General features: G+C 45.1%; 22 protein-coding genes. 7 read left to right on the top strand and 15 right to left on the bottom strand.

Annotation, left to right across the window (positions count from 1 at the left end; translation table 11 throughout):
- The first annotated feature begins 111 nt into the window (after positions 1-111).
- The gene (locus FD973_RS04050; RefSeq protein WP_215324343.1) at positions 112-1,128 is read left to right on the top strand and encodes a serine hydrolase; all 1,017 of its coding nucleotides are present in this window, start codon (positions 112-114) and stop codon (positions 1,126-1,128) included.
- A 15-nt stretch (positions 1,129-1,143) separates the two neighbouring features.
- Here FD973_RS04050 and FD973_RS04055 read toward each other — a convergent pair whose 3' ends face one another.
- From FD973_RS04055 to FD973_RS04115, 13 genes are all read right to left on the bottom strand, one after another.
- Positions 1,144-1,968, bottom strand: a complete 825-nt coding sequence (locus tag FD973_RS04055; RefSeq protein ID WP_371816871.1) for an IclR family transcriptional regulator — start codon at positions 1,966-1,968, stop codon at positions 1,144-1,146.
- Positions 1,969-2,074: 106 nt separating this feature from the next.
- Positions 2,075-3,103 carry a quinone-dependent dihydroorotate dehydrogenase gene (locus FD973_RS04060; RefSeq protein WP_215324345.1) on the bottom strand — a complete coding sequence of 343 codons (1,029 nt, stop codon included), beginning with the start codon at positions 3,101-3,103 and terminating at the stop codon, positions 2,075-2,077.
- 9 nt (positions 3,104-3,112) lie between these two features.
- The gene (locus FD973_RS04065; protein WP_215324346.1) at positions 3,113-3,859 is read right to left on the bottom strand and encodes an arginyltransferase; all 747 of its coding nucleotides are present in this window, start codon (positions 3,857-3,859) and stop codon (positions 3,113-3,115) included.
- On the bottom strand, positions 3,856-4,593 hold the full coding sequence (aat, locus tag FD973_RS04070; protein ID WP_215324347.1) for a leucyl/phenylalanyl-tRNA--protein transferase: 738 nt from the start codon (positions 4,591-4,593) through the stop codon (positions 3,856-3,858). Before aat ends, FD973_RS04065 begins: the two co-directional genes overlap by 4 nt.
- Before the next feature lie 9 nt (positions 4,594-4,602).
- The gene (locus tag FD973_RS04075) at positions 4,603-5,163 is read right to left on the bottom strand and encodes an NUDIX hydrolase (protein ID WP_215324348.1); all 561 of its coding nucleotides are present in this window, start codon (positions 5,161-5,163) and stop codon (positions 4,603-4,605) included.
- 9 nt (positions 5,164-5,172) lie between these two features.
- A complete protein-coding gene (locus FD973_RS04080) occupies positions 5,173-6,999 on the bottom strand; it encodes a bifunctional chorismate-binding protein/class IV aminotransferase (RefSeq protein ID WP_215324349.1) in 1,827 nt (608 codons plus the stop codon).
- A gap of 24 nt (positions 7,000-7,023) precedes the next feature.
- Positions 7,024-7,599 carry a peptidylprolyl isomerase gene (locus FD973_RS04085; protein WP_215324350.1) on the bottom strand — a complete coding sequence of 192 codons (576 nt, stop codon included), beginning with the start codon at positions 7,597-7,599 and terminating at the stop codon, positions 7,024-7,026.
- Between the two features lie 49 nt (positions 7,600-7,648).
- A complete protein-coding gene (locus FD973_RS04090) occupies positions 7,649-8,275 on the bottom strand; it encodes a 2-hydroxychromene-2-carboxylate isomerase (protein WP_215324351.1) in 627 nt (208 codons plus the stop codon).
- Positions 8,276-8,300: 25 nt separating this feature from the next.
- Positions 8,301-9,614: a replication-associated recombination protein A gene (locus tag FD973_RS04095; protein WP_215324352.1), complete on the bottom strand. Its 1,314-nt coding sequence runs from the start codon at positions 9,612-9,614 to the stop codon at positions 8,301-8,303.
- Between the two features lie 4 nt (positions 9,615-9,618).
- Positions 9,619-10,098: a DUF3429 domain-containing protein gene (locus FD973_RS04100; protein WP_251368837.1), complete on the bottom strand. Its 480-nt coding sequence runs from the start codon at positions 10,096-10,098 to the stop codon at positions 9,619-9,621.
- A 32-nt stretch (positions 10,099-10,130) separates the two neighbouring features.
- Positions 10,131-10,985 carry a 3-hydroxybutyryl-CoA dehydrogenase gene (locus FD973_RS04105; RefSeq protein ID WP_215324353.1) on the bottom strand — a complete coding sequence of 285 codons (855 nt, stop codon included), beginning with the start codon at positions 10,983-10,985 and terminating at the stop codon, positions 10,131-10,133.
- A gap of 1 nt (position 10,986) precedes the next feature.
- Complete coding sequence (locus tag FD973_RS04110; RefSeq protein ID WP_215324354.1) at positions 10,987-11,718, bottom strand: glutathione binding-like protein; 732 nt, start codon at positions 11,716-11,718, stop codon at positions 10,987-10,989.
- 13 nt (positions 11,719-11,731) lie between these two features.
- On the bottom strand, positions 11,732-12,928 hold the full coding sequence (locus FD973_RS04115; protein ID WP_215324355.1) for a pyridoxal phosphate-dependent aminotransferase: 1,197 nt from the start codon (positions 12,926-12,928) through the stop codon (positions 11,732-11,734).
- A gap of 84 nt (positions 12,929-13,012) precedes the next feature.
- On the opposite strand from FD973_RS04115, the gene yaaA reads away from it, so the two are divergent.
- Both yaaA and FD973_RS04125 read left to right on the top strand, forming a co-directional pair.
- On the top strand, positions 13,013-13,789 hold the full coding sequence (yaaA, locus tag FD973_RS04120; RefSeq protein WP_215324356.1) for a peroxide stress protein YaaA: 777 nt from the start codon (positions 13,013-13,015) through the stop codon (positions 13,787-13,789).
- A complete protein-coding gene (locus FD973_RS04125; RefSeq protein WP_215324357.1) occupies positions 13,789-15,000 on the top strand; it encodes a DUF2863 family protein in 1,212 nt (403 codons plus the stop codon). The genes yaaA and FD973_RS04125 overlap by 1 nt, the downstream gene beginning before the upstream one ends.
- A 100-nt stretch (positions 15,001-15,100) precedes the next feature.
- Here FD973_RS04125 and FD973_RS04130 read toward each other — a convergent pair whose 3' ends face one another.
- Together FD973_RS04130 and FD973_RS04135 are read right to left on the bottom strand one after the other, a co-directional pair.
- Positions 15,101-15,472, bottom strand: coding sequence for a hypothetical protein (locus tag FD973_RS04130; RefSeq protein ID WP_215324358.1), 372 nt, complete (start codon positions 15,470-15,472; stop codon positions 15,101-15,103).
- Positions 15,473-15,493: 21 nt separating this feature from the next.
- Complete coding sequence (locus tag FD973_RS04135) at positions 15,494-16,483, bottom strand: malate dehydrogenase (protein WP_215324359.1); 990 nt, start codon at positions 16,481-16,483, stop codon at positions 15,494-15,496.
- Positions 16,484-16,651: 168 nt separating this feature from the next.
- On the opposite strand from FD973_RS04135, the gene FD973_RS04140 reads away from it, so the two are divergent.
- The 4 genes from FD973_RS04140 (at position 16,652) to sdhA (ending at position 20,104) form a co-directional block, all read left to right on the top strand.
- Entirely contained in the window at positions 16,652-17,380 is a 729-nt protein-coding gene (locus tag FD973_RS04140) for a GntR family transcriptional regulator (RefSeq protein ID WP_251368868.1), read from the top strand.
- Positions 17,381-17,512: 132 nt separating this feature from the next.
- Positions 17,513-17,932, top strand: a complete 420-nt coding sequence (gene sdhC, locus FD973_RS04145) for a succinate dehydrogenase, cytochrome b556 subunit (protein ID WP_215324361.1) — start codon at positions 17,513-17,515, stop codon at positions 17,930-17,932.
- 24 nt (positions 17,933-17,956) lie between these two features.
- Entirely contained in the window at positions 17,957-18,322 is a 366-nt protein-coding gene (gene sdhD / locus FD973_RS04150) for a succinate dehydrogenase, hydrophobic membrane anchor protein (RefSeq protein WP_215324362.1), read from the top strand.
- A gap of 3 nt (positions 18,323-18,325) precedes the next feature.
- Entirely contained in the window at positions 18,326-20,104 is a 1,779-nt protein-coding gene (gene sdhA / locus FD973_RS04155) for a succinate dehydrogenase flavoprotein subunit (RefSeq protein WP_215324363.1), read from the top strand.
- Positions 20,105-20,118 lie beyond the last annotated feature (14 nt).

Here is a 20,118-nt window from a genome sequence, read left to right on the forward strand (position 1 = left end):
AGTGGCGTTAATTTAGCGGGATGGATTTTCATGCTGGTGCGAATAAATCGCTGATGCTTCTGGAAATTAATTATCATTCCGTATGTTGAATGTTTTGGAAGGTTTTCTGGGATGCGTTTGAATCGAATTTGGCTTTCTGCCTTGGTATTATTTTTTGCTGTTGGCGTCTCTGTGAATACATCCGCTATCGCTGCCAGCAAAGATAAGCAGACAGCCAAATCTCCTGCCAAAGTAGTTGCCAAAACAAATTCTAAGGCAGCCAAGAAACCCAAATCCGTACGCGTGACTGTAACGCGCTCAACTGAACCTGTTGTGCCTACAAGACCATCTCTTGCTACTGCATTGGGTTTGCGTGGTCAGCACGATGAACTCAGTTTGAAATCCAGCGTGGCGATGGTCGTCAATCAAGATACCAAAGAAGTGTATTTTGAAAAGAATCCTTCTGTCAGTTTGCCAATCGCTTCTATTACCAAGCTCATGACTGCCATGGTCTTATTGGACTCTAAATTGCCTCTTGATGAAGCTATTGTGATTAATTCTGACGATGCGCACATTTATCGGCATTCTCGATTGGCTGAGGGTACCGTACTTACTAGAGAAGAGGCTTTGTTATTAGCGCTGATGTCCTCTGAGAATCGTGCTGCATATACCCTTGGAAGAAACTACCCAGGTGGAATCCCGGCGTTTGTGGATGCAATGAATCGCAAGGCAAAAGAGCTTGGCATGGACCACTCTCATTTTGCCGATCCTACTGGTTTGATGAGTGAAAACGTGGCTAGCGCTGAAGATTTGACTCGTATGTTAAACGCAGCGTATCAATACAAAATGATTCGTGAGTTTTCTACCTGGCCAGACTTAACTATGGTGATTGCCAATCGTCCACAAAAGTTCCTCAATACCAACCGCTTAGTGCGCTCTGGTGATATGAATATCGGCCTGCAAAAAACTGGCTATATTAATGCCGCTGGTAAATGTCTGGTGATGCAAGCACGAGTTAATAACACACCATTGCTATTGGTCTTCCTCGATTCAGTGGGAACGCAATCCCGTTTTGCGGATGCTGTACGTGTGCGCGATTGGTATGAGCGTATGCCTTCTGGAGCACAGCCAATACGTCGCTTAATGTGAGTTAGCCGTTTGGAGTTAAGCGAGTGTGCTTGGCTCTGAAGACTTGGGTTTAAAGCCCATCCCTTTGGAGATCTGCAGGGCAGTTTCTTGAAGGGCGCGTAGCCAGTCTGCCTGAATGCGATCGGTTGGGGCGCTCAAAGAAAGACCTGCAACTAACTTTCCTGTGTCATCCAAGATGGCGGCAGCAAGGCAACTAACACCAAGTTCTAGCTCTTCGTCATCGCGCGCGCTTCCCACTTTGCGAACTTGATTGAGTTCGGCTTCTAGCTTTCCTAAATCGGTAATACTATTGCGAGTATGTCCAGATAAACCAGTGCGTGTTACATAAGCGCGCACTTGGCTTGGATCATCACTTGCCAAGAAAAGCTTACCAACTGAGGTGAGATGTAAAGGCGCACGACCACCGATAGCGCGCACAACCTGCATGCCGGAACGTTCGCTATACGCACGATCTACATAGACAATTTCATCACCCTGACGAACCGAGAGGTTTACTGTTTCACCAGTTAATTTATGCAGAGTGCGCATAGGTAGTTGAGCGGCTTCACGCACAGATAAGCGCGCTTTTACGAGATTACCAAGTTCTAACAGTTTTAAGCCAAGACGATAAGTGCCGCCATCACCACGTTCAACGAGTCTGCAGGCAACCATGTCATTCAAAATGCGATGAGCGGTAGAAGGGTGAAGTCCAGTCATTTCTGCTAGATTTTTGAGGCTACTGGATTCTTCTTGATCTGCGAGTGCGTCTAGCAAATTCATCATCCGATCGACTACCTGAATGGCTGTTTTGCCAACCTCGCCTGCGGATTTGGGTGTCTTGATAGCTTTGTCGGTGCTCATGAGTTCCATTGTAGCGATTTCATGAGGAATTGCATATTATGAAATCTGATTTTACGAAATCCGCAACAAAACAGAATCACCAGCCTCTCAAAAAGCGAATTTAGGCTTATCTAAGGGCGCGGGCGCATTCATTTATAAGCTCAGGACCACGGTAAATTAAGCCGCTATAAAGTTGCACTAAGCTAGCGCCGTCCATAATCTTTTCTCTAGCATCATTGCCCGTCAGAATGCCTCCCACACCAATGATGGGTAACTGATCTCCTACTCTGGCTTTTAGGGCCTTAATCACTCTATTAGAAGCCTCTCGAACGGGAGCGCCCGATAAACCCCCAGCTTCATTGGCATGCTCCATGCCTTGAACCGCTTCTCGAGAGACGGTGGTATTGGTTGCTATAACAGCGTCAATACCAAACTCAAGCATGAGATCTGCAATCAAATGAATATCGTCATGATCTAGGTCTGGCGCAATTTTCAGAAAGAGTGGCTTACGCACACCATGACGATCGGATAATGATTTTCTTTCTTCGTCTAAGCTACCAAGTAATTCACGGAGCATTTCTTCCCCATGCAAGTCACGGAGATTTTTAGTGTTCGGCGATGAAATATTAACGGTGATGTAGCTCGCAATTTCATAGACCGCTTCCATCGCGAAGATGTAATCTTTAGAGGCTTCCTCAATAGGGGTGCTGGCATTTTTTCCAATATTTAAACCAAGCACACCGCCACTTTGCCAAAATTGTGATTGACGAACTCTCTTTACACAGGCTTCAACACCATCATTGTTAAAGCCCATACGATTGATCAGAGCTTGTGCCTGAGGGAGACGAAACATGCGAGGTTTTGGATTGCCAGGCTGAGGGCGAGGTGTAACAGTGCCAATTTCTAAAAAGCCAAAACCCAAAGCAGCAAGCGCATCGATGTGTTTGCCATCTTTATCTAATCCAGCAGCTAGACCAACAGGATTTGGAAACTCAATTCCACAAAGTGTTTGTGGATCTTGAATGGGTTTGCTAACCATGCGCTCCAGCAATCCCCAGCGCTGGGCGCGATCTAAATTAGTGAGGGTGAGGTGATGCGCTTTTTCTGGGTCTATACAAAAGAGCCAAGGGCGTAAAAGGGAGTAGCTATCGATCATAGATAGACATTATGACTCAGAGAGCGTTTGCCAATGATCGTCGATTAAGCCTTCCATGGGCTGGTATTTCACTTTGTACGACATCTTCTCGCTTTCCTTGATGTAATAGCCAAGGTAAAGGTAGGGTAGGCCTAATATACGAGCTTGTTCGATTTGCCAAAGAATGCTGTAGTTGCCGTACCCTGCGCTCGGATTAGAAGTGTCGTAGAAGGTGTAAACCGATGAGATGCCTTGCTCCAAAATATCTATCATGCTGACCATGCGTAGTCGACCAGGATGAGGGTCGTGCGGTCCATCCCGAAACTCCACAATGCGGGAGTTCACTCGACTTTGAAGTAAGAACTGCATGTACTGATCTTGATCATCGCTGTCCATGTCTCCACCTGCGTGTCGCTCTGTTTGATAGCGTTGATAGAGTTGGTAATGCTCTTCTTGATAGCCTAGGTGTAGTACAGACGCTTCTAGTCCAGCATGCTTCTTTTGCGCACGACGCTGACTGCGAGTCGGCGTAAATTGATTAACTAGTATTCGTGTAGCAATGCAGGCCCTGCATTCGTCACAATAGGGGCGATAGGTATATAAGCCGCTTCGTCTGAAACCGGCGTTTAATAAATCGCTATATACATCCGCATGAATGAGGTGAGATGGTGTAGCTACCTGTGAGCGGGCGGTTTTATTGGGTAAATAGCTACAAGCATAAGGAGCTGTTGCATAAAACTGTAGCGCAGTCAGCGGAAGTTCTTTAAGTTGAGTCATAACCAGTATTGCAGGATTGATTTATCAAAAGCCCAAGATGGCTCAATCTTAGTTTGATTTAAAGATATTTGCAGTTGCTCTAAAAAAGTTTGGCGTGATATTGGGGCGGCGCCTAATGAACGCAGGTGCGCTGTTTCTTGCTGGCAGTCGATCATTTCTATCTTATTTTGCAGACACCAAGCGCTCAGAGAAGCTAGGGCAATTTTAGAAGCATTCGTTTTGCGGCTGAACATAGACTCACCAAAGACCATTCCCCCAAAAGCAACACAATATAAGCCCCCAGTTAACTGACCATCTTCCATGATGGCAATGCTATGAGCATTACCTTGCTCATGAAGGTCGGTGTAGGCATCCATAATTTCATGGGTAATCCAGGTACCATCCTGATCCCTACGGCTGGTAGTGGCGCAAGAGCGAATCACTGCGCCAAAATCAGCATCCACCAAAATTTGAGAGTTGGTGTTTTGACAAAAGAGACGAATATCTTTTCTTAGAGATTCACTACATTTAAATTCAGTAGGTTTTAATACCATTCTAGGGTCTGGTGACCACCAAAGAACTGGTTGATTTTCTGAATACCAAGGAAAGATTCCTAATTGATATGCGCGGGAAAGTTGTCCAGGATAAATGCGTTCACTGACGGCAATTAAGCCGGGCACGCTAGGATCAGGGTCTGCCTCAAAGAAAGGATTTGGAAAAGGGTCTTGAGGCCCTAGCCAAGCAATCTGACCCATGTCGAACCTTTAAATCTTTTCTGAAGGCAAGATGTCGCGACTGCGTACATGAAACTCTGTATTCGCATCTAATAAACCTGCGGCGCGATCGGCAAAGAACCACTCCAGAGTTTGCTTTACAGTTGGGAAAGCTAAATCATTCCAAGGAATTTCATGTTCATGAAAGAGGGCAACTTCTAGACTTTCTTCGCCCGCAGAAAAGTCTGGTGTTTTCATGGTTGCCAAATAAAAAAGATGCACTTGCTCTGCATGTGGAACATTAAGCAAAGAATAGAGTGGGCCAATTTCAACAATTGCCCCAGCTTCCTCAAGAGTTTCTCGTGCGGCACCATGACTGGTGCTTTCACCTAGCTCCATAAAACCAGCAGGCAAAGTCCAAAAACCATGACGTGGTTCAATGGCTCGGCGACACAATAGAACTTGATTGCCAAATACGGGGATGCTGCCAACCACGTTACGTGGATTTTGGTAATGAATGCTGCCACAGGCTTCGCAAACGTGGCGCTCACGAGAATCATCCACAGGAATTTTGATCGTGAGTGGAGACGCGCAGTTAGGGCAATACTTCATGCTGACTTTCTAAAAGTAGGCTTTAATTGCCCCACGTAGGGCATTACTAAGGATAATCTCATCTGCCGATGAAACGTCATCAATACTCAGGTTGGCTTCACGGGCATTCAGTTGCGGGTCATTTAGCAAGGCTGCGCGCATGACACCAGGTAAAAGACCGGCAGAAACGGGGGGTGTTAGCCAATCAGTACTGCCTTGCGGTTTAATGAAGATGCTCGTTCTACCACCCTCAGTAACGAGACCTTTTTCATTGGTAAATATCGCATCAAAGCCGCCCAGTTGCGCCGCTTTTTGCCATGCCTGATCATAAAGCTGTCGATTGCTAATTTTATGCTGCAGTAAAACGTTGCCAGAGTACATGGTGACATTCCCTGCAAGGATATCTTTGGCCCAAAATATTTTTACAGGTTCGTTTATTGGCTCTAGTATTCCTATTGAAACTGAGATACCCCCATTGGGTGAGAGATCTAGTCGCAATCGATAATTTAGTTGGCGATCAAGAGGTCGACATGCATTTTTAATTTCTTCTTCAGCAGCTATTGGATCAAATTTGATATTGAAGGCTTTGGCTGAGGCTTTAATTCGATGTAGATGGTCATTGAGTCGCTTCGGCACACCTTTATCAATAGCTATCGTCTCAAACAGTCTAGTACTGCTGGGAAGATTTGTGAGAAAGTCTGACTTAATGCGGCACTCTTGCCATTCTTGGTTAGGGTCTGAATCATGGGTAATTCCAGCGCCAACACCCAATGCAAAGTGCGTTGCATGTGATTTACTGTCGCAAGTAATTTCAAGGGTTCTGATAGGCACACTAAATGCAAAATTGCCATTTGGATCAAGCCAGCCCAATGCGCCACAGTAATATCCTCTATTCTCTGGTTCGAGTTCCTGAATAATCTCCATGCTGCGTTTTTTGGGCGCACCTGTAACCGACCCGCAGGGAAATACGGCATTAAAAATATCAAAAAGGGTGGTGTCAGGCTTAATTTGACCTTCTACTGTTGATGTCATTTGCAAAACATCCCCATGTCTTGCGACTTCAAATAAATGGGGAACGGATACGGAGCCTGGCAGAGAGATGCGACTGAGATCATTGCGCAGTAAGTCAACAATCATGACATTCTCCGCTTGATTTTTAGGATCGTCAGAGAGGGTAGTGGCGATAGTTGATAAGGCACTAGCTGTGCCCTTCATCGGCATTGCTTTTAATGTATTGCCTTCGCGTGCTATGAAAAGTTCTGGAGATTGCGATAGGAGGAAATGATCTACATGCTCTATGTAAGCACCAAATCTGCCAGGTTGACGCTCACGCAAACGAGAATATAGGGCCAGAGGATGACCATAACTTCTTCCTTTAATCCGATACGTATGATTAATTTGGTAGCTATCGCCGTTGCGAATGTATTCTTGTATGGCTTTGATATCTTCCGAAAATTGTTCTTCGGTAATGGATTGATTAATATCCATCACACCAGCAATTGTCTCGCCACTATCTAGTTGAGAAATTTTCTGTTCAATACAGTGATCTGTTTCTGCTTTAGAAAGTTTTTTGAATTCTGAGAAGGACCAAGCTTCAATCAGGGGGTGATGATCATTCGCATCGTGTGTGCGAGGGGTCAAATTATGAATCTGCATACCGAGTTCATAAGCTAAGGCAATAACAACAAATTCACCTCTGGCTACTGAGCTCGATATTTCATCAAAACAATTTCTTGCTGCTGTTAAATCTTTTTCTCTATTGCCGCTTGGGAGAATGCGCCAATAGTGCAGGGGATTTTCGTAAAGACGACTAGTGGGTGAGGCTGCGGTGCTTTGTGCATCGTCGAGCAAAATCATCGCAGCTTACCTAGTAATTTCAAATTACTTCAGGATGGTGACTGACTCAATAGTGACGGTCTTGGAAGGGACGTCAGCCAGTCTGCCCATGCGCGGTGCAGGAGCAACCATCGTCGGTACTTTACGAATGGCGTCAATCGTTTGTGTTCCAGAAATCACCTTTCCAAATACGGTATAGCCATTACCCATTGAATTTGGATAATCCAGAGCGGTATTGTCATTTACGTTGATAAAAAACTGAGAGGTAGCAGAGTCTGGGTCGGATGTGCGAGCCATCGCAATGGTGTAGCGATTATTTTTTAAGCCATTTTGCGCCTCAGAAACTACCGGTGGGTCTGTTGGTTTTTGGTTGAGATCTGGCGTGAAACCACCACCTTGAATCATGAAGCCATCAATGACTCGATGAAAAATAGTGCCGTTATAAAAACCACTCTTTACATAATTTAAAAAGTTAGCAGTAGTCTTCGGAGCCTTGACATCATCAAGTTCGACTACAAAATTTCCCATCGTTGTTTTAAATTCAACTTTAGGTCCTGCCATTGCAGATTGACTTGCTAAAAAACCGAATACTAAAAGAAGGCCGGCAAAAAACTGACGCATAAGAACTCCTTAATGGATTAAAAACGTGATCGTTGAATGATTGTATTGCTCAGATAAGACCATTAGGAACATTAGCGGCATATGCATAGGAAGCCTCTTCAAACATATGAGGTCTTGCTAGATAGTCTAGGGTCCAATCTATGGTGTCAACTCCCCAAAAGAAATGCTGGTTGACAATTAGTGCTGGTACTCCAAATGCGCCATCCTCTCTGGCTTGCTTGGTATTTGCGATAAGCTGAGCTTTGATTTCGGGGTGATCTGGTTTGAGGGTATCCGCCGGCAACCCCAAGTAGGCGCAAAAATCTGGCCAAGAAAGATTGGGATCCTTGCCTTCCATCCAAACATAATCAAAGGCACGCTCAACCATAGCCCAATCTGCATTTTGCTGAACCAGTAGGCGTTGTGGAGCAACCGTCATAAATGGATGGTGTTCGGGGAAGCGAATCGGAATACCTAACTTCTCAGCTTGCCAAACGCAAAATTGATATGTGTGTGGGCGTTTAGCGACCACTTCTCCTGGGCCAATATTTTCTGAAGCTCTCAGAAGTCCACCCAATAACACGGGTACGGGATTGATATTGAGTTTTCCTTCAAGTCGATGTCTTTGTTTCACGTAAATGTAGGCAAATGGCGAAACAATGTCGTAATAAAAGGTGGCTGCAATCTTAGGGTTCATGTCTCTCGTCCGTTATTGGCGCTTGTTATTTCTTTTTGTACTCTGCATCTAGCTGGCGTAAAAAAGCCATCTTTTCTTTAATCTGTGACTCAAGACCGCGCTCAACTGGCTCATACCAATGTGGGTCTTTCATGCCTTCAGGAAGATAGGTTTCACCAGCAGCATAACCATGTGGTTCGTCATGAGCATAGCGATATTCTTTGCCATGACCTAACTCTTGCATGAGTTTGGTGGGGGCGTTGCGTAAATGATTTGGGACGGGTTTAGATTGATCTTTGGCGACATAAGCTCTAGCAGCATTAAAGGCGTTGTAGCCAGCATTGCTTTTGGAGGCAACAGCCAAATAAACCAGCGCTTGACCAAGAGCGAGTTCACCTTCGGGTGAGCCTAATCTCTCATAAGTCTGGGCTGCATCATTCGCTAACTGCATTGCCCTTGGGTCAGCTAGTCCGATATCTTCCCATGCCATACGAATAATACGTCGCGCAAGATAGCGGGGGTCAGCGCCACCATCAAGCATGCGACAAAACCAATATAAGGCTGCGTCAGGGTTGGATCCTCTGACGGATTTATGTAATGCAGAAATTTGATCGTAAAAATGATCACCGCCCTTATCGAAACGCCTGGATTGTGCGCTTAGCGCATTTTCGATAAATTTCTGGTCCACTAATTTCACTTCAGCATTTGGTGTGAGTGCCGCATTACGTACTTGTTCTACAAGATTTAATAGGCGACGCGCATCACCATCCGCGTTAGTGATGAGTGTATTGATAGCTGCCGTTTCAAATTGCACGTCAGGCATTGCATATTGATGAGCACGGTCAAATAATTTGCGCAGTTCATCCGAAGAAAGAGACTTTAGTACGTAGACTTGCGCACGTGATAGGAGAGCAGAGTTCACCTCAAACGATGGATTCTCCGTAGTGGCGCCGATAAAAGTGAATAAGCCTGATTCCACATGAGGTAGTAAGGCATCCTGCTGGCTTTTGTTAAAGCGATGAATTTCATCGACAAACAAAATGGTTTGCTTGCCATATTGAGCCATGCTTTGCTGCGCCTGTTCAATCGCCTCCCGAATTTCTTTTACACCTGCTAATACAGCTGAGATAGCAATAAATTCTCGCTCAAATGCTTTTGCAGAAAGGCGTGCCAATGTGGTCTTACCAACCCCAGGCGGCCCCCACAAAATCATGGAGTGCGGTTTACCAGAGGCAAATGCAAGGTTTAGTGGTTTACCGCTAGCGAGTAGATGTGTTTGTCCAATGACTTCATCAATTGTCTTTGGACGCAGCGCTTCCGCTAAAGGTGGCGGTGGAGTGCTGTCAAATAGGCTGGTCATTGCATCATGCTTGAATAAATAATATAACTAAGGATGCCCAAGCTAAACATCCGGCAGCTATATAGGTCAAACGATTGCGCATGGTCATGAATGCAGAACGGGCGGCATCATCTGCAAAATAATATTGGTAGGTATTTTGATCAATATTGCGTTGAATAATTAGAGTAGAGGCTAATATCAAGAGGCCTACTGGTATGTAAATATGCAATGCTATCCAAGCGACTAATGCCGGAATAACACCCCATATCCAGGCATTTCGATCTTCCCAGCGATCCCCAGCAGGCGCCTTTCCTAATAGATGTAAATTCGCACCCCAATGCAATGCACCCATAAACGAAGTAATAACCGCACCGTACCCCGCTAAAGATTCGGCGCTTAAATAGTTGATAGGAGTTGGTGCCAACTGCACCATTAATGCTAGTCCCACAAAAGGAATCAGTCCGGCATATCCCAGTTTGCGGACTAAGGGTGGAATAGGGTTCACGTTAGTTGCTCTCTAATTAATTGGTATTCCGTTTATTTGTCATAGCTATAGACACCACGTCCGGTTTTGCGTCCAAGATAGCCGGCGGCAACCATTTCCCGCAGCAGTGGGCAAGGACGATATTTAGAGTCACTAAAGTTCTCAAAATATACCTCCATTACAGCTAGACATGTATCGAGTCCGATTAAGTCTGCTAAAGCTAGAGGGCCAATAGGTTGGTTGCATCCTAGCTTCATGCCTGCATCAATATCCTCTGGACTCGCAAGTCCTTCAGATAAAACAAAGAAAGCCTCATTAATCATCGGCAGCAATATGCGGTTCACTACAAATCCAGGAGAGTTCTTTACTGTGATGGGCTCTTTACCAACGCGCTTAGCCATTTCAATAATGGCAGCATGCGTAGCATCACTAGTTTGCAAGCCGCGAATCACTTCCACTAAAGCCATTAGAGGTGGTGGGTTGAAAAAGTGCATGCCAATAAAGCGGGCAGGATTTGAATCGAGTGCAGCCAGTTTGGTAATAGAAAGGGAGGAGGTGTTAGTGGCAATAATGGTGTCTTTGCTGACGATCTCATCGACCTGCTTCAAAATCTTTTCTTTGATTGCTTGATTTTCAGTAGCAGCTTCAATTACCAATCCAAGACCTTTGAAGTCGGAGTAAGAAGTGCTGCCTTTAATACGCTTGAGTGCCGCATCTTTTTCTTCAGGTGTCAGTGTTTCTTTTTTAACGAGGCGATCCAGGCTTTTGCTAATCTGCTCAAGACCACGTTGGACAGCTGCTTCATTAATATCAACCATTACTACATCTAAGCCAGCTACCGCACAGACTTGTGCAATTCCATTACCCATAGTGCCTGCGCCGATAACACCTACTGATTGAATGCTCATCTTATTTCCTCTTTTGATACTGTGTTGAACCAAATAACTGCTCTCTCGCCTTGTCATCATGCAAGGGCTTACGTAATGCTGTTAAAACCTCACAACCCCGTTGAACTGCAGGTCGCGCGCCAATCTTTTCAAACCATTGCTTAAAGTGCGGATACTCATTGATATCAATTCCTTGATTTTTCCAGTTGCGAGTCCATGGATAAATCGCAATATCTGCAATGGAGTAGGACTTGCCAGCAATATAGGGATTATCTTTCAGTTGTCCGTCTAGGACGCCATAGAGGCGTTTGGCTTCATTGGTGTAGCGATTAACGGCATATTCAATTTTCTCAGGGGCATAGAGACGAAAGTGGTGATTTTGCCCAAGCATGGGTCCTAAGCCCCCCATTTGGAACATGAGCCATTGCAGCACTTCGTACTTGCCACGTGTACTTTTTGGTAGAAACTTACCAGTTTTACTGGCCAAGTAGAGCAGAATTGCCCCTGACTCAAAAAGGCTGATCGGCTTTCCATCTGGTCCGTTTGGATCGACGATGGCAGGAATTTTATTGTTGGGACTGATCTTGAGGAAGTCTGGTGCAAATTGATCACCCGCACCAATATCAATTGGGTGCGCAATCCAATCGTGATTTAGGCGATAGCCACATTCTTCCAGCATGATGTGCACTTTATGTCCATTCGGGGTTGGCCAACTGTAGACATCAATTACTGAATTCGATTTTTTCTTGGTCATATTGATCTTTGCCTTAAATGGTTTGCAAACGTTGTAATGCTCTAGTCAAAGTTTCTTCTTGTTTTGCGAAACAAAAACGAATCACGCCTGACTCGGTAGAATTCTCATAAAAAGCCGAGACTGGAATTGCGGCAACCCCAACTTCCGATGTAAGCCATTTGCAAAAATCAGCTTCATTCAATTTGGCCTGAGGAATATTGAGGGAAGAGTAATCGACACATTGAAAATAGGTGCCAGGGGTAGGGAGTAATTTAAATTTTGTTTTGCTTAAGCCCGCTTTGAAAAAATCTCGTTTAGCTTGATAAAAAGCGGGAAGATTTAAATAATGCTCAGCATTTGAAAGATAGCTTGCTAGTCCATACTGCATAGGTGTGTTGACGGTAAATACATTGAACTGATGTACCTTGCGAAATTCTTTTGTGAGTGCCGTAGGAGCGGCAACATAGCCCACTTTCCAGCCAGTAACGTGATAGGTCTTACCAAAGCTAGAAATCAGAAAGCTTCTAGCGGCTAATTCAGGGTGTGAAGCCACGCTGTGATGTTGGGCGCCGTCATACACCATATGCTCGTACACCTCATCACTGAGAACCAAAATAGCAGTATTGCGTAGGAGATCTGCGAGACGATCTAAATCTGCCTTCTCCCAAACCATGCCGGTAGGGTTGTGTGGACTATTAATAATAATCAGTCGAGTTTTTTCGCTGATTGCCTTCGCTAATGCATCCCAAGGAATTTCGTATGAGGTCACTTGACCGGCAGCATCACGTTTTACATCTAATGAAATTCCAATTGTTTTTCCGACAGCTAAATCAATCGCAGGACGATAGCTATCGTAAGCCGGTTCAATAATGATGACTTCATCACCAGGACTAACGCAAGCCAAGATGCTGGTGAGGATGCCTTGCGTGCCACCAGCGGTAATCGTGATTTCCGCATCTGCATCATAGTGATGCCCATATAAGTTTTGAATCTTTTGGCTGATTCCATGGCGAAGTTCTGTAACTCCAATCATCGGTGGGTACTGATTGCGATCTGCCAGCATGGCTTCATTAACATTGTTGATTAATGTTCGATCGCAGGGAAAATCCGGAAACCCTTGCCCTAGATTGATGGCGCTGTGCTCTGTTGCTAGTGCCGACATTACCGTAAATATCGTTGTTCCTACTTTTGGCAAGCGACTTGGAAAGGATGGCGTTACTGGAGTGGTCATAAGAAAAGGCGGTGGCAGGGGTCTTTTAAAGCGTAGATATCCGGTAGTCGCTAGAATGGTAAAAATACATAAACAAATTGTGCCATGCTGATAGTTCTTTCACCTGCTAAATCCCTGGATTACAAGACCCCCGTTAAGGTTAAGACCACAACCTTGCCCGAGTTTGTCTCAGAATCCGCTAAGTTGATTGCGGATCTAAAGAAATTGGCTCCACAAGATATTGCCAAGCTGATGGGTTTATCTGATCAACTGGCCGCGCTAAATGTGGGTCGCTATCGGGATTGGTCCAAGAAATTTACCGAAGAAAACAGCAAGCCAGCCATTTACGCCTTTGACGGGGACGTCTATGACGGTTTTGACGTCAAGACGCTCAACGCTAAATCCTTGGAATTTGCCCAAAACCATATTCGTATTTTGTCGGGTCTTTACGGCGCTCTTAGACCCTTAGATTTGATGCAAGCTTATCGCCTGGAGATGGGTACTTCTTTTCAGAATGCTAGAGGGAAAGATCTCTATGCTTTTTGGGGCAATCGCGTGACCAAGTCAATAAAAGAAGTTTTGGACAAGCAGAAGAAGCCCGTTCTCCTGAACTTGGCCTCTGAAGAGTATTTCAAAGTGCTTCAGCCTAAAGACTTGGGTTGCCCAGTGATTTCGCCTGTATTTCAGGATGCGAAGGATGGCAAGTACAAGATCATTTCTTTTTATGCGAAACGCGCACGTGGCTTGATGGCTCGTTATGTGGTTGAGAATCGTATTACTGACCCAGCAGATTTAAAAGGCTTTAATTTAGATGGCTACAAGTACTGTGCTGCAGAATCCAAAGAGGATAAGCCCGTATTTAGAAGAGCAGAAAGAAAATAATGGCTGTGCATCGCACTAAAACTTCTCAACGTAATTCTCCTGAAGTGGAAAAGTTAGTTGCGGACGCAATTTCTCTTGCCGCCTCTGGTAGTCAAATTGAAGACCGGTTTTGGGAAGAGCGCCTCAACGCACGTCTGATGCGCTTACTCAAAAGTCAAAATCAAAATGTGATTGATGCCGCCTTAGATCAAACCTTTCGAATAAATACGGTTGCATTTGAAGTCCTCGCCGACTCCGCTGAAACTCTAGCTGAGTCATTGAAGGTTGAGCACGAAGGGCAGGAGTGGGATGTGTTGCTGTTGGCAATGCCCATCGTTGCTCATACACGGTATCAGATTCCCTCTGGTCCATTGCCAGCAAATATGATTGAAGCGACAGCGCAGGCTTTGCATAGTGCAATCGCCTCTACCGATACACGCTTAGCGATTGTTCCTTGGCTTTACAGCATTGATCAAATGCCACAATCCCATTGCCAAACTCGCATACTGACAGAGGCTTTAGCAAGCGCTGCGATATCGGGCAAAGACGTTAAGCTTGAGTTGCGTGATATGTCTGAAACCATTGCAGTCCTAGCGGATCCCCGTTTCATTATTGCCGCCTTAAGCGCTCCAAGTGGTGCGCCTATCTTCCGGTGGCAAGCTGAACCGCCTGCTCGCCAAGAGCGTGGTGTCAGTTTGATTGGTTGGCAAAATGCAATGCAAGAACCAATTGCCGCTATGTTGCCTGGTTGTGAGTTCGAGCTGTTGTTGCCCGAAGCGTATTTCACAAATTGTCGTTTGGCTGATAAGCATGTGCGGCCTTTGAGTATTCGTGCCGCGGTCAATTTTCTAGAGAGTACTTTGGGCATACTGCCTGCTGGTTTATCTTGTGTGGTCGGAGCCTTTGGGGAAGAGCAGGCAGACGAGTATCGGATTTCATTTAGCGCAAAAGGATCATCAGAGGTAATGTATGGCGTGATCTGGCCTTTATATGATCGCGAGAGTGTTGCGAGTGATGCTTTAAATGATTTATCTGATGATGAGAGTCCGATTAAAAAGATTTGCGATGCCTTGCATGATGCGGGTGTAGAGGATGTGTTCCGACATGCAATGTTGTTTGATCCAGAGTTGTGTGATGATTGTGGGGCTCCTTTATTTCCGGATCGCTCAGGTGAAGCGGTGCATGCAGAAATGCCTGAGGATGCGCCTTCACAGCAACCTTTGTTTCATTAAAGAGTTAATTGCTTATTAAGCAAACAATCTCTGAAATTAAAAGTGGATAACAAAAAAGCCGAGAATCTCTCGGCTTTTTTGATTGATGCAATCAGAAAATTTAGTTTTGCACAAACGGCTCTGCACCAGCAAACAAATGAGGCAACTTACCAGATCTCATTTCCGCTGTTTGGCAGAAATCGGCAAGACGCACACCCGCTTTGATGTTAAACAGCATTGCTTTATTACCTAACACCACAAGGTCATAGCCAGAATTAGAATTTTTATAGCGCAAGCTTCCTGGTAGAGAGGTTTGGCGATCCAAATCGTAAGTTCTAGATTCCCAAGTTAAGCGAATTTTTTCAGTGGTGCCCGAAGTTTTGAACTGTTTGCTTTCGCTACAGCTCCAAGTGAACTCTTCATTAGCACTCACGTTTGCTGCGCCAATCAGGCCGGCAAGTAAAACGCTTACGGTGAGAAGATTTTTTTTCATGTGCAAATTTTCCTAGAAGGATTAAGAGAGCAAGTGCTTAACGCCAGCTTGTTCTTCAAGTAATTCATTCAAAGTATGAGTCATGCGCTCACGGGAGAATTCGTCGATCTCTAAACCTTCGATCATTTTGTATTCACCGTTTTCGCATACTACTGGGAATCCATAGATTACCTCAGCAGGGATACCGTATTCACCTTTGGATGGAATACCCATAGTGACCCATTTACCATTGGTACCAAGAACCCAATCGTGAATGTGATCAATTGCAGCATTCGCTGCAGAAGCTGCTGAAGACAAGCCGCGCGCTTCGATAATTGCGGCACCACGCTTACCAACAGTAGGAATGAAAACATCTTTGTTCCATGCTGCATCATTGATAGCGTCTTTAACAGACTTGCCGTCAATCGTTGCGAAACGATAGTCAGGGTACATAGTAGGACTATGGTTACCCCAAACAACTAACTTCTCAATATCAGCAACAGGCTTATTCAACTTGTTAGCCAATTGTGAGAGGGCGCGGTTGTGATCAAGGCGCAACATTGCTGTGAAGTTTTTCGCAGGAATATCTGGTGCAGATTTCATTGCAATGTATGCGTTGGTGTTTGCTGGGTTACCAACAACTAATACTTTTACAGTTTTCTTAGCAACTGCATTCAAGGCTTTACCTTGTGCTGTGAAAATTTGTGCATTTGCGGAGAGCAAATCTTTACGCTCCATGCCAGGTCCACGTGGACGTGCGCCAACTAATAGAGCGACATCAATATCCTTGAACGCTGTCATTGGGTCAGAGTGAGCGGTCATGCCGGCTAAGAGTGGGAAAGCACAGTCTTCGAGCTCCATCATTACGCCAGTTAATGCTTTTTGAGCCTTTTCATCAGGAATCTCAAGCAATTGCAAGATTACGGGCTGATCTTTGCCCAAAAGGTCGCCATTGGCGATACGGAATAAAAGGGAATATCCGATTTGACCGGCTGCACCGGTTACAGCGACACGCATTGGGGCTTTTGCCATTACTAATCACTCCAAAAGAAGGTTGAGAGGGTTAAATTAACGAAAACTTTTCTATTATCCATTCAAGTGTAGGGACTTTAGCTTTACACTGTCAATGATGTCTTATATAAGACTAGAATTACCTTGAATTTTATCCAATTGACACGGTCTGGAGATAATTTGTCAAATGTGACTTTGCCTGTTGCCTCATTTAGCCCTCTGTATGAGCAGATCAAGGCGATGATTTTGGCTAGTTTGCAAGCCTCTGAATGGCTTCCGGGTGAGGCCATTCCTAGTGAAATGGAGCTTGCGGCTCGTTATGCAGTCAGTCAGGGAACTGTTCGCAAAGCCATTGATGAGTTAGCGGCTCAGAACCTTTTGGTTCGTCGTCAGGGTAAGGGGACTTTTGTTGCCACCCATCAAGAGGATGACTGGCAGTACCGTTTTTTACGTTTGGCGCCTGACACTGGCGAAAAGTTCCATCTAGTCAATCAATTTTTGTCTTGCGAAAAAACCAAAGCGACAGCCTACGCAGCCAATTTGCTCAAATTAAAGGCAGGAGACCCACTGATTCATATTGATCGTGTGCAGAGTTTTGCCGGCAAACCGATTGTTTATGAAGAGATTTTCTTGCCAGGCGCTCGCTTCAAAGGCCTCGATCTAGACGCTTTGAACAATTGGCATGGACCTGTATATGCCTTTTATGAAAGCCAGTTTGCAACGCATATGGTGCGCGCTGAGGAGAAAATTAAGGCAATTTCCGCTGATGAAACTTTGGCTAAGCATTTGCATTTACAGCTAGGGGCGCCACTCCTCTCTGTGGAGCGGGTTGCTTTTACCTACGGGAATAAACCAGTAGAAATTCGTCATGCAAGATACGACACTTCAGAGCAGCATTACGAGAACAAATTGAACTGAACTTATCCGTTAAAACCCCTATTTAACCCCTATAAACCCGTAAAAATCCCCACCACCTCTAAGGTTTCCAATAGAATATGTTGCGATACAACAAAACCACACTGAACCTCCACCTAAAGATAGAGATTACCCATGGTTGATTCACAGCAAAACGTTAAAAAAGATAGACCGGTTTATCGAAATATTGGTCTTGCCCAATTGATCAAGTACCGCCTTCCTTGGGCCGGTAAGGTATCAATCCTTCATCGCATTAGCGGGGCAGTCATGTTCCTCTTATTGCCATTTATCCTTTACCTCTTTGATCAGAGCCTTGCTTCTGAATTGAGTTACCAACAATTCCAAGTCTTCACAGGAAATATCTTGGTAAAACTGATTTGCCTTGGTCTGATCTGGTGTTTCTTGCACCACTTCTGTGCTGGTATCCGCTATCTCTTGCTAGATTTAGAAATTGGCGTAGAGAAATCTGAATCGAATCGTTCTGCCATTGTTGTGCTGTTCCTAGGACTAGCTTTAACTGCGGTAGTAGGTCTCAAAATGTTCGGCTTGTACTAAGCGCTAACTATTTAAGGAAATTTCATGCCTATTTATCAAATTGGACCAAAGCGCTTAGTTGTAGGCGCACATTATGGCCTTAAAGAGTGGATCATCCAGCGCGTAACTGCGATTGTGATGGTGGTGTTTACAGTTGTTTTGTTAGTTGACTATTGCGTTACTGGCAGCGCTAACTACGAAGGTTGGTCAGGACTATTTAGTGGTCAAGTAATGAAGCTTCTCACATTGTTGGCTTTCTTTAGCTTGTTCTATCACGCTTGGATCGGTGTACGCGACATTTGGATGGATTACATCAAGCCTGTTGGCATTCGTTTGACGCTCCAAGTATTAACTGTCTTGTATCTAGTAGCCTGTGCGGCCTATGCTGTGCAAATTTTGTGGAAAGTGTAATCAATGACTGCAATTAAAAAATCATTGCCACGCCGCCGTTTTGATGCGGTGATTGTTGGTGCGGGTGGTTCCGGAATGCGCGCTTCATTGCAATTAGCAGAAGCCGGATTGAATGTTGCGGTACTGACAAAGGTGTTTCCAACACGTTCGCATACAGTTGCTGCGCAAGGCGGGATTGGCGCTTCTTTGGGCAATATGAGTGAAGACAATTGGCACTATCACTTCTACGACACCATTAAAGGATCTGATTGGTTAGGTGACCAAGACGTGATCGAGTTTATGTGTCGTGAAGCTCCAAAAGTGGTTTATGAGTTAGAGCATTTTGGTATGCCATTTGACCGCAACCCAGATGGCACGATTTATCAGCGTCCATTCGGTGGTCACACAGCGAACTATGGCGAGAAGCCAGTACAACGTGCTTGTGCTGCCGCTGACCGTACCGGTCACGCTATGTTGCACACTTTGTATCAACGTAACGTACGCGCAAAAACAAACTTCTTTGTTGAGTGGTTGGCGCTTGATTTGATCCGTGATGATGAAGGGGATGTGGTTGGTGTAACCGCGCTCGAAATGGAAACCGGACAGGTCTATATCTTGGAAGCCAAGATTGTGATGTTGGCTACTGGTGGTGCTGGTCGTATTTGGGACGCATCAACCAACGCATTTATTAATACCGGCGACGGTATGGGTCTTGCTGCACGTGCTGGCATTCCATTGGAGGATATGGAATTTTGGCAATTCCACCCAACTGGTGTAGCTGGTGCAGGCGTGTTGTTAACAGAGGGTTGTCGTGGTGAAGGCGGAATCTTGCGCAATAAAGATGGCGAGCGCTTCATGGAGCGTTATGCGCCAACCTTGAAAGACTTGGCGCCACGTGACTTCGTATCTCGTTCAATGGACCAAGAGATTAAAGAAGGGCGCGGTTGTGGTCCTAATGGTGATTACGTTGTGCTGGATTTGACGCACATCGGTGCCGATACCATCATGAAGCGTTTGCCTTCAGTTTATGAAATTGGTATTAACTTTGCTAACGTTGACGTTACCAAAGAACCGATTCCAGTTGTGCCAACAATTCACTATCAGATGGGTGGTATTCCGACAAACATCAACGGTCAAGTGGTTGTCCCTGGTAATGGTAAGCACAATGAGGTCATCAATGGCTTATATGCAATTGGTGAGTGCTCATGCGTTTCAGTTCACGGTGCGAACCGTCTAGGTACCAACTCATTACTCGACCTCTTGGTATTTGGTCGCGCAGCTGGTAACCACATTGTTGGCTTGAATTTGAAGAATCGCGAATTTAAACCGTTGCCTGCAAATGCTGGTGAGCAAACAATGGAGCGTATTGCGAAGTTGGATAACTCCACTTCTGGTGAATATGCACAAGACGTTGCAAACGACATTCGTAAGTGCATGCAGAAATATGCTGGCGTATTCCGCAACCAAGAGTTGATGGATGAAGGCGTTCGTCAAATGGCTAAATTGACAGAGCGTGCGAAACACCTGTGGGTCAAAGACAAGTCTGAAATTTTCAATACAGCGCGTATTGAAGCTTTAGAGGTGGCTAACTTGGTTGAGACCGCTAATGCAACCATGACTTCTGCAGCAGCTCGCAAAGAAAGTCGTGGCGCACACTCACATGATGATCACCCGCATCGTGATGATGACAACTGGATGAAGCACACGCTTTGGTATAGCGAAGGTAATCGCTTGGACTACAAACCAGTCCAATTGAAGCCATTAACTGTTGATTCAGTTCCACCCAAAGAACGTACTTTCTAAGTAAGAGAGATAGA

It is taken from the genome of Polynucleobacter sp. MWH-Braz-FAM2G, from assembly GCF_018687635.1.
Lineage (GTDB): Bacteria > Pseudomonadota > Gammaproteobacteria > Burkholderiales > Burkholderiaceae > Polynucleobacter.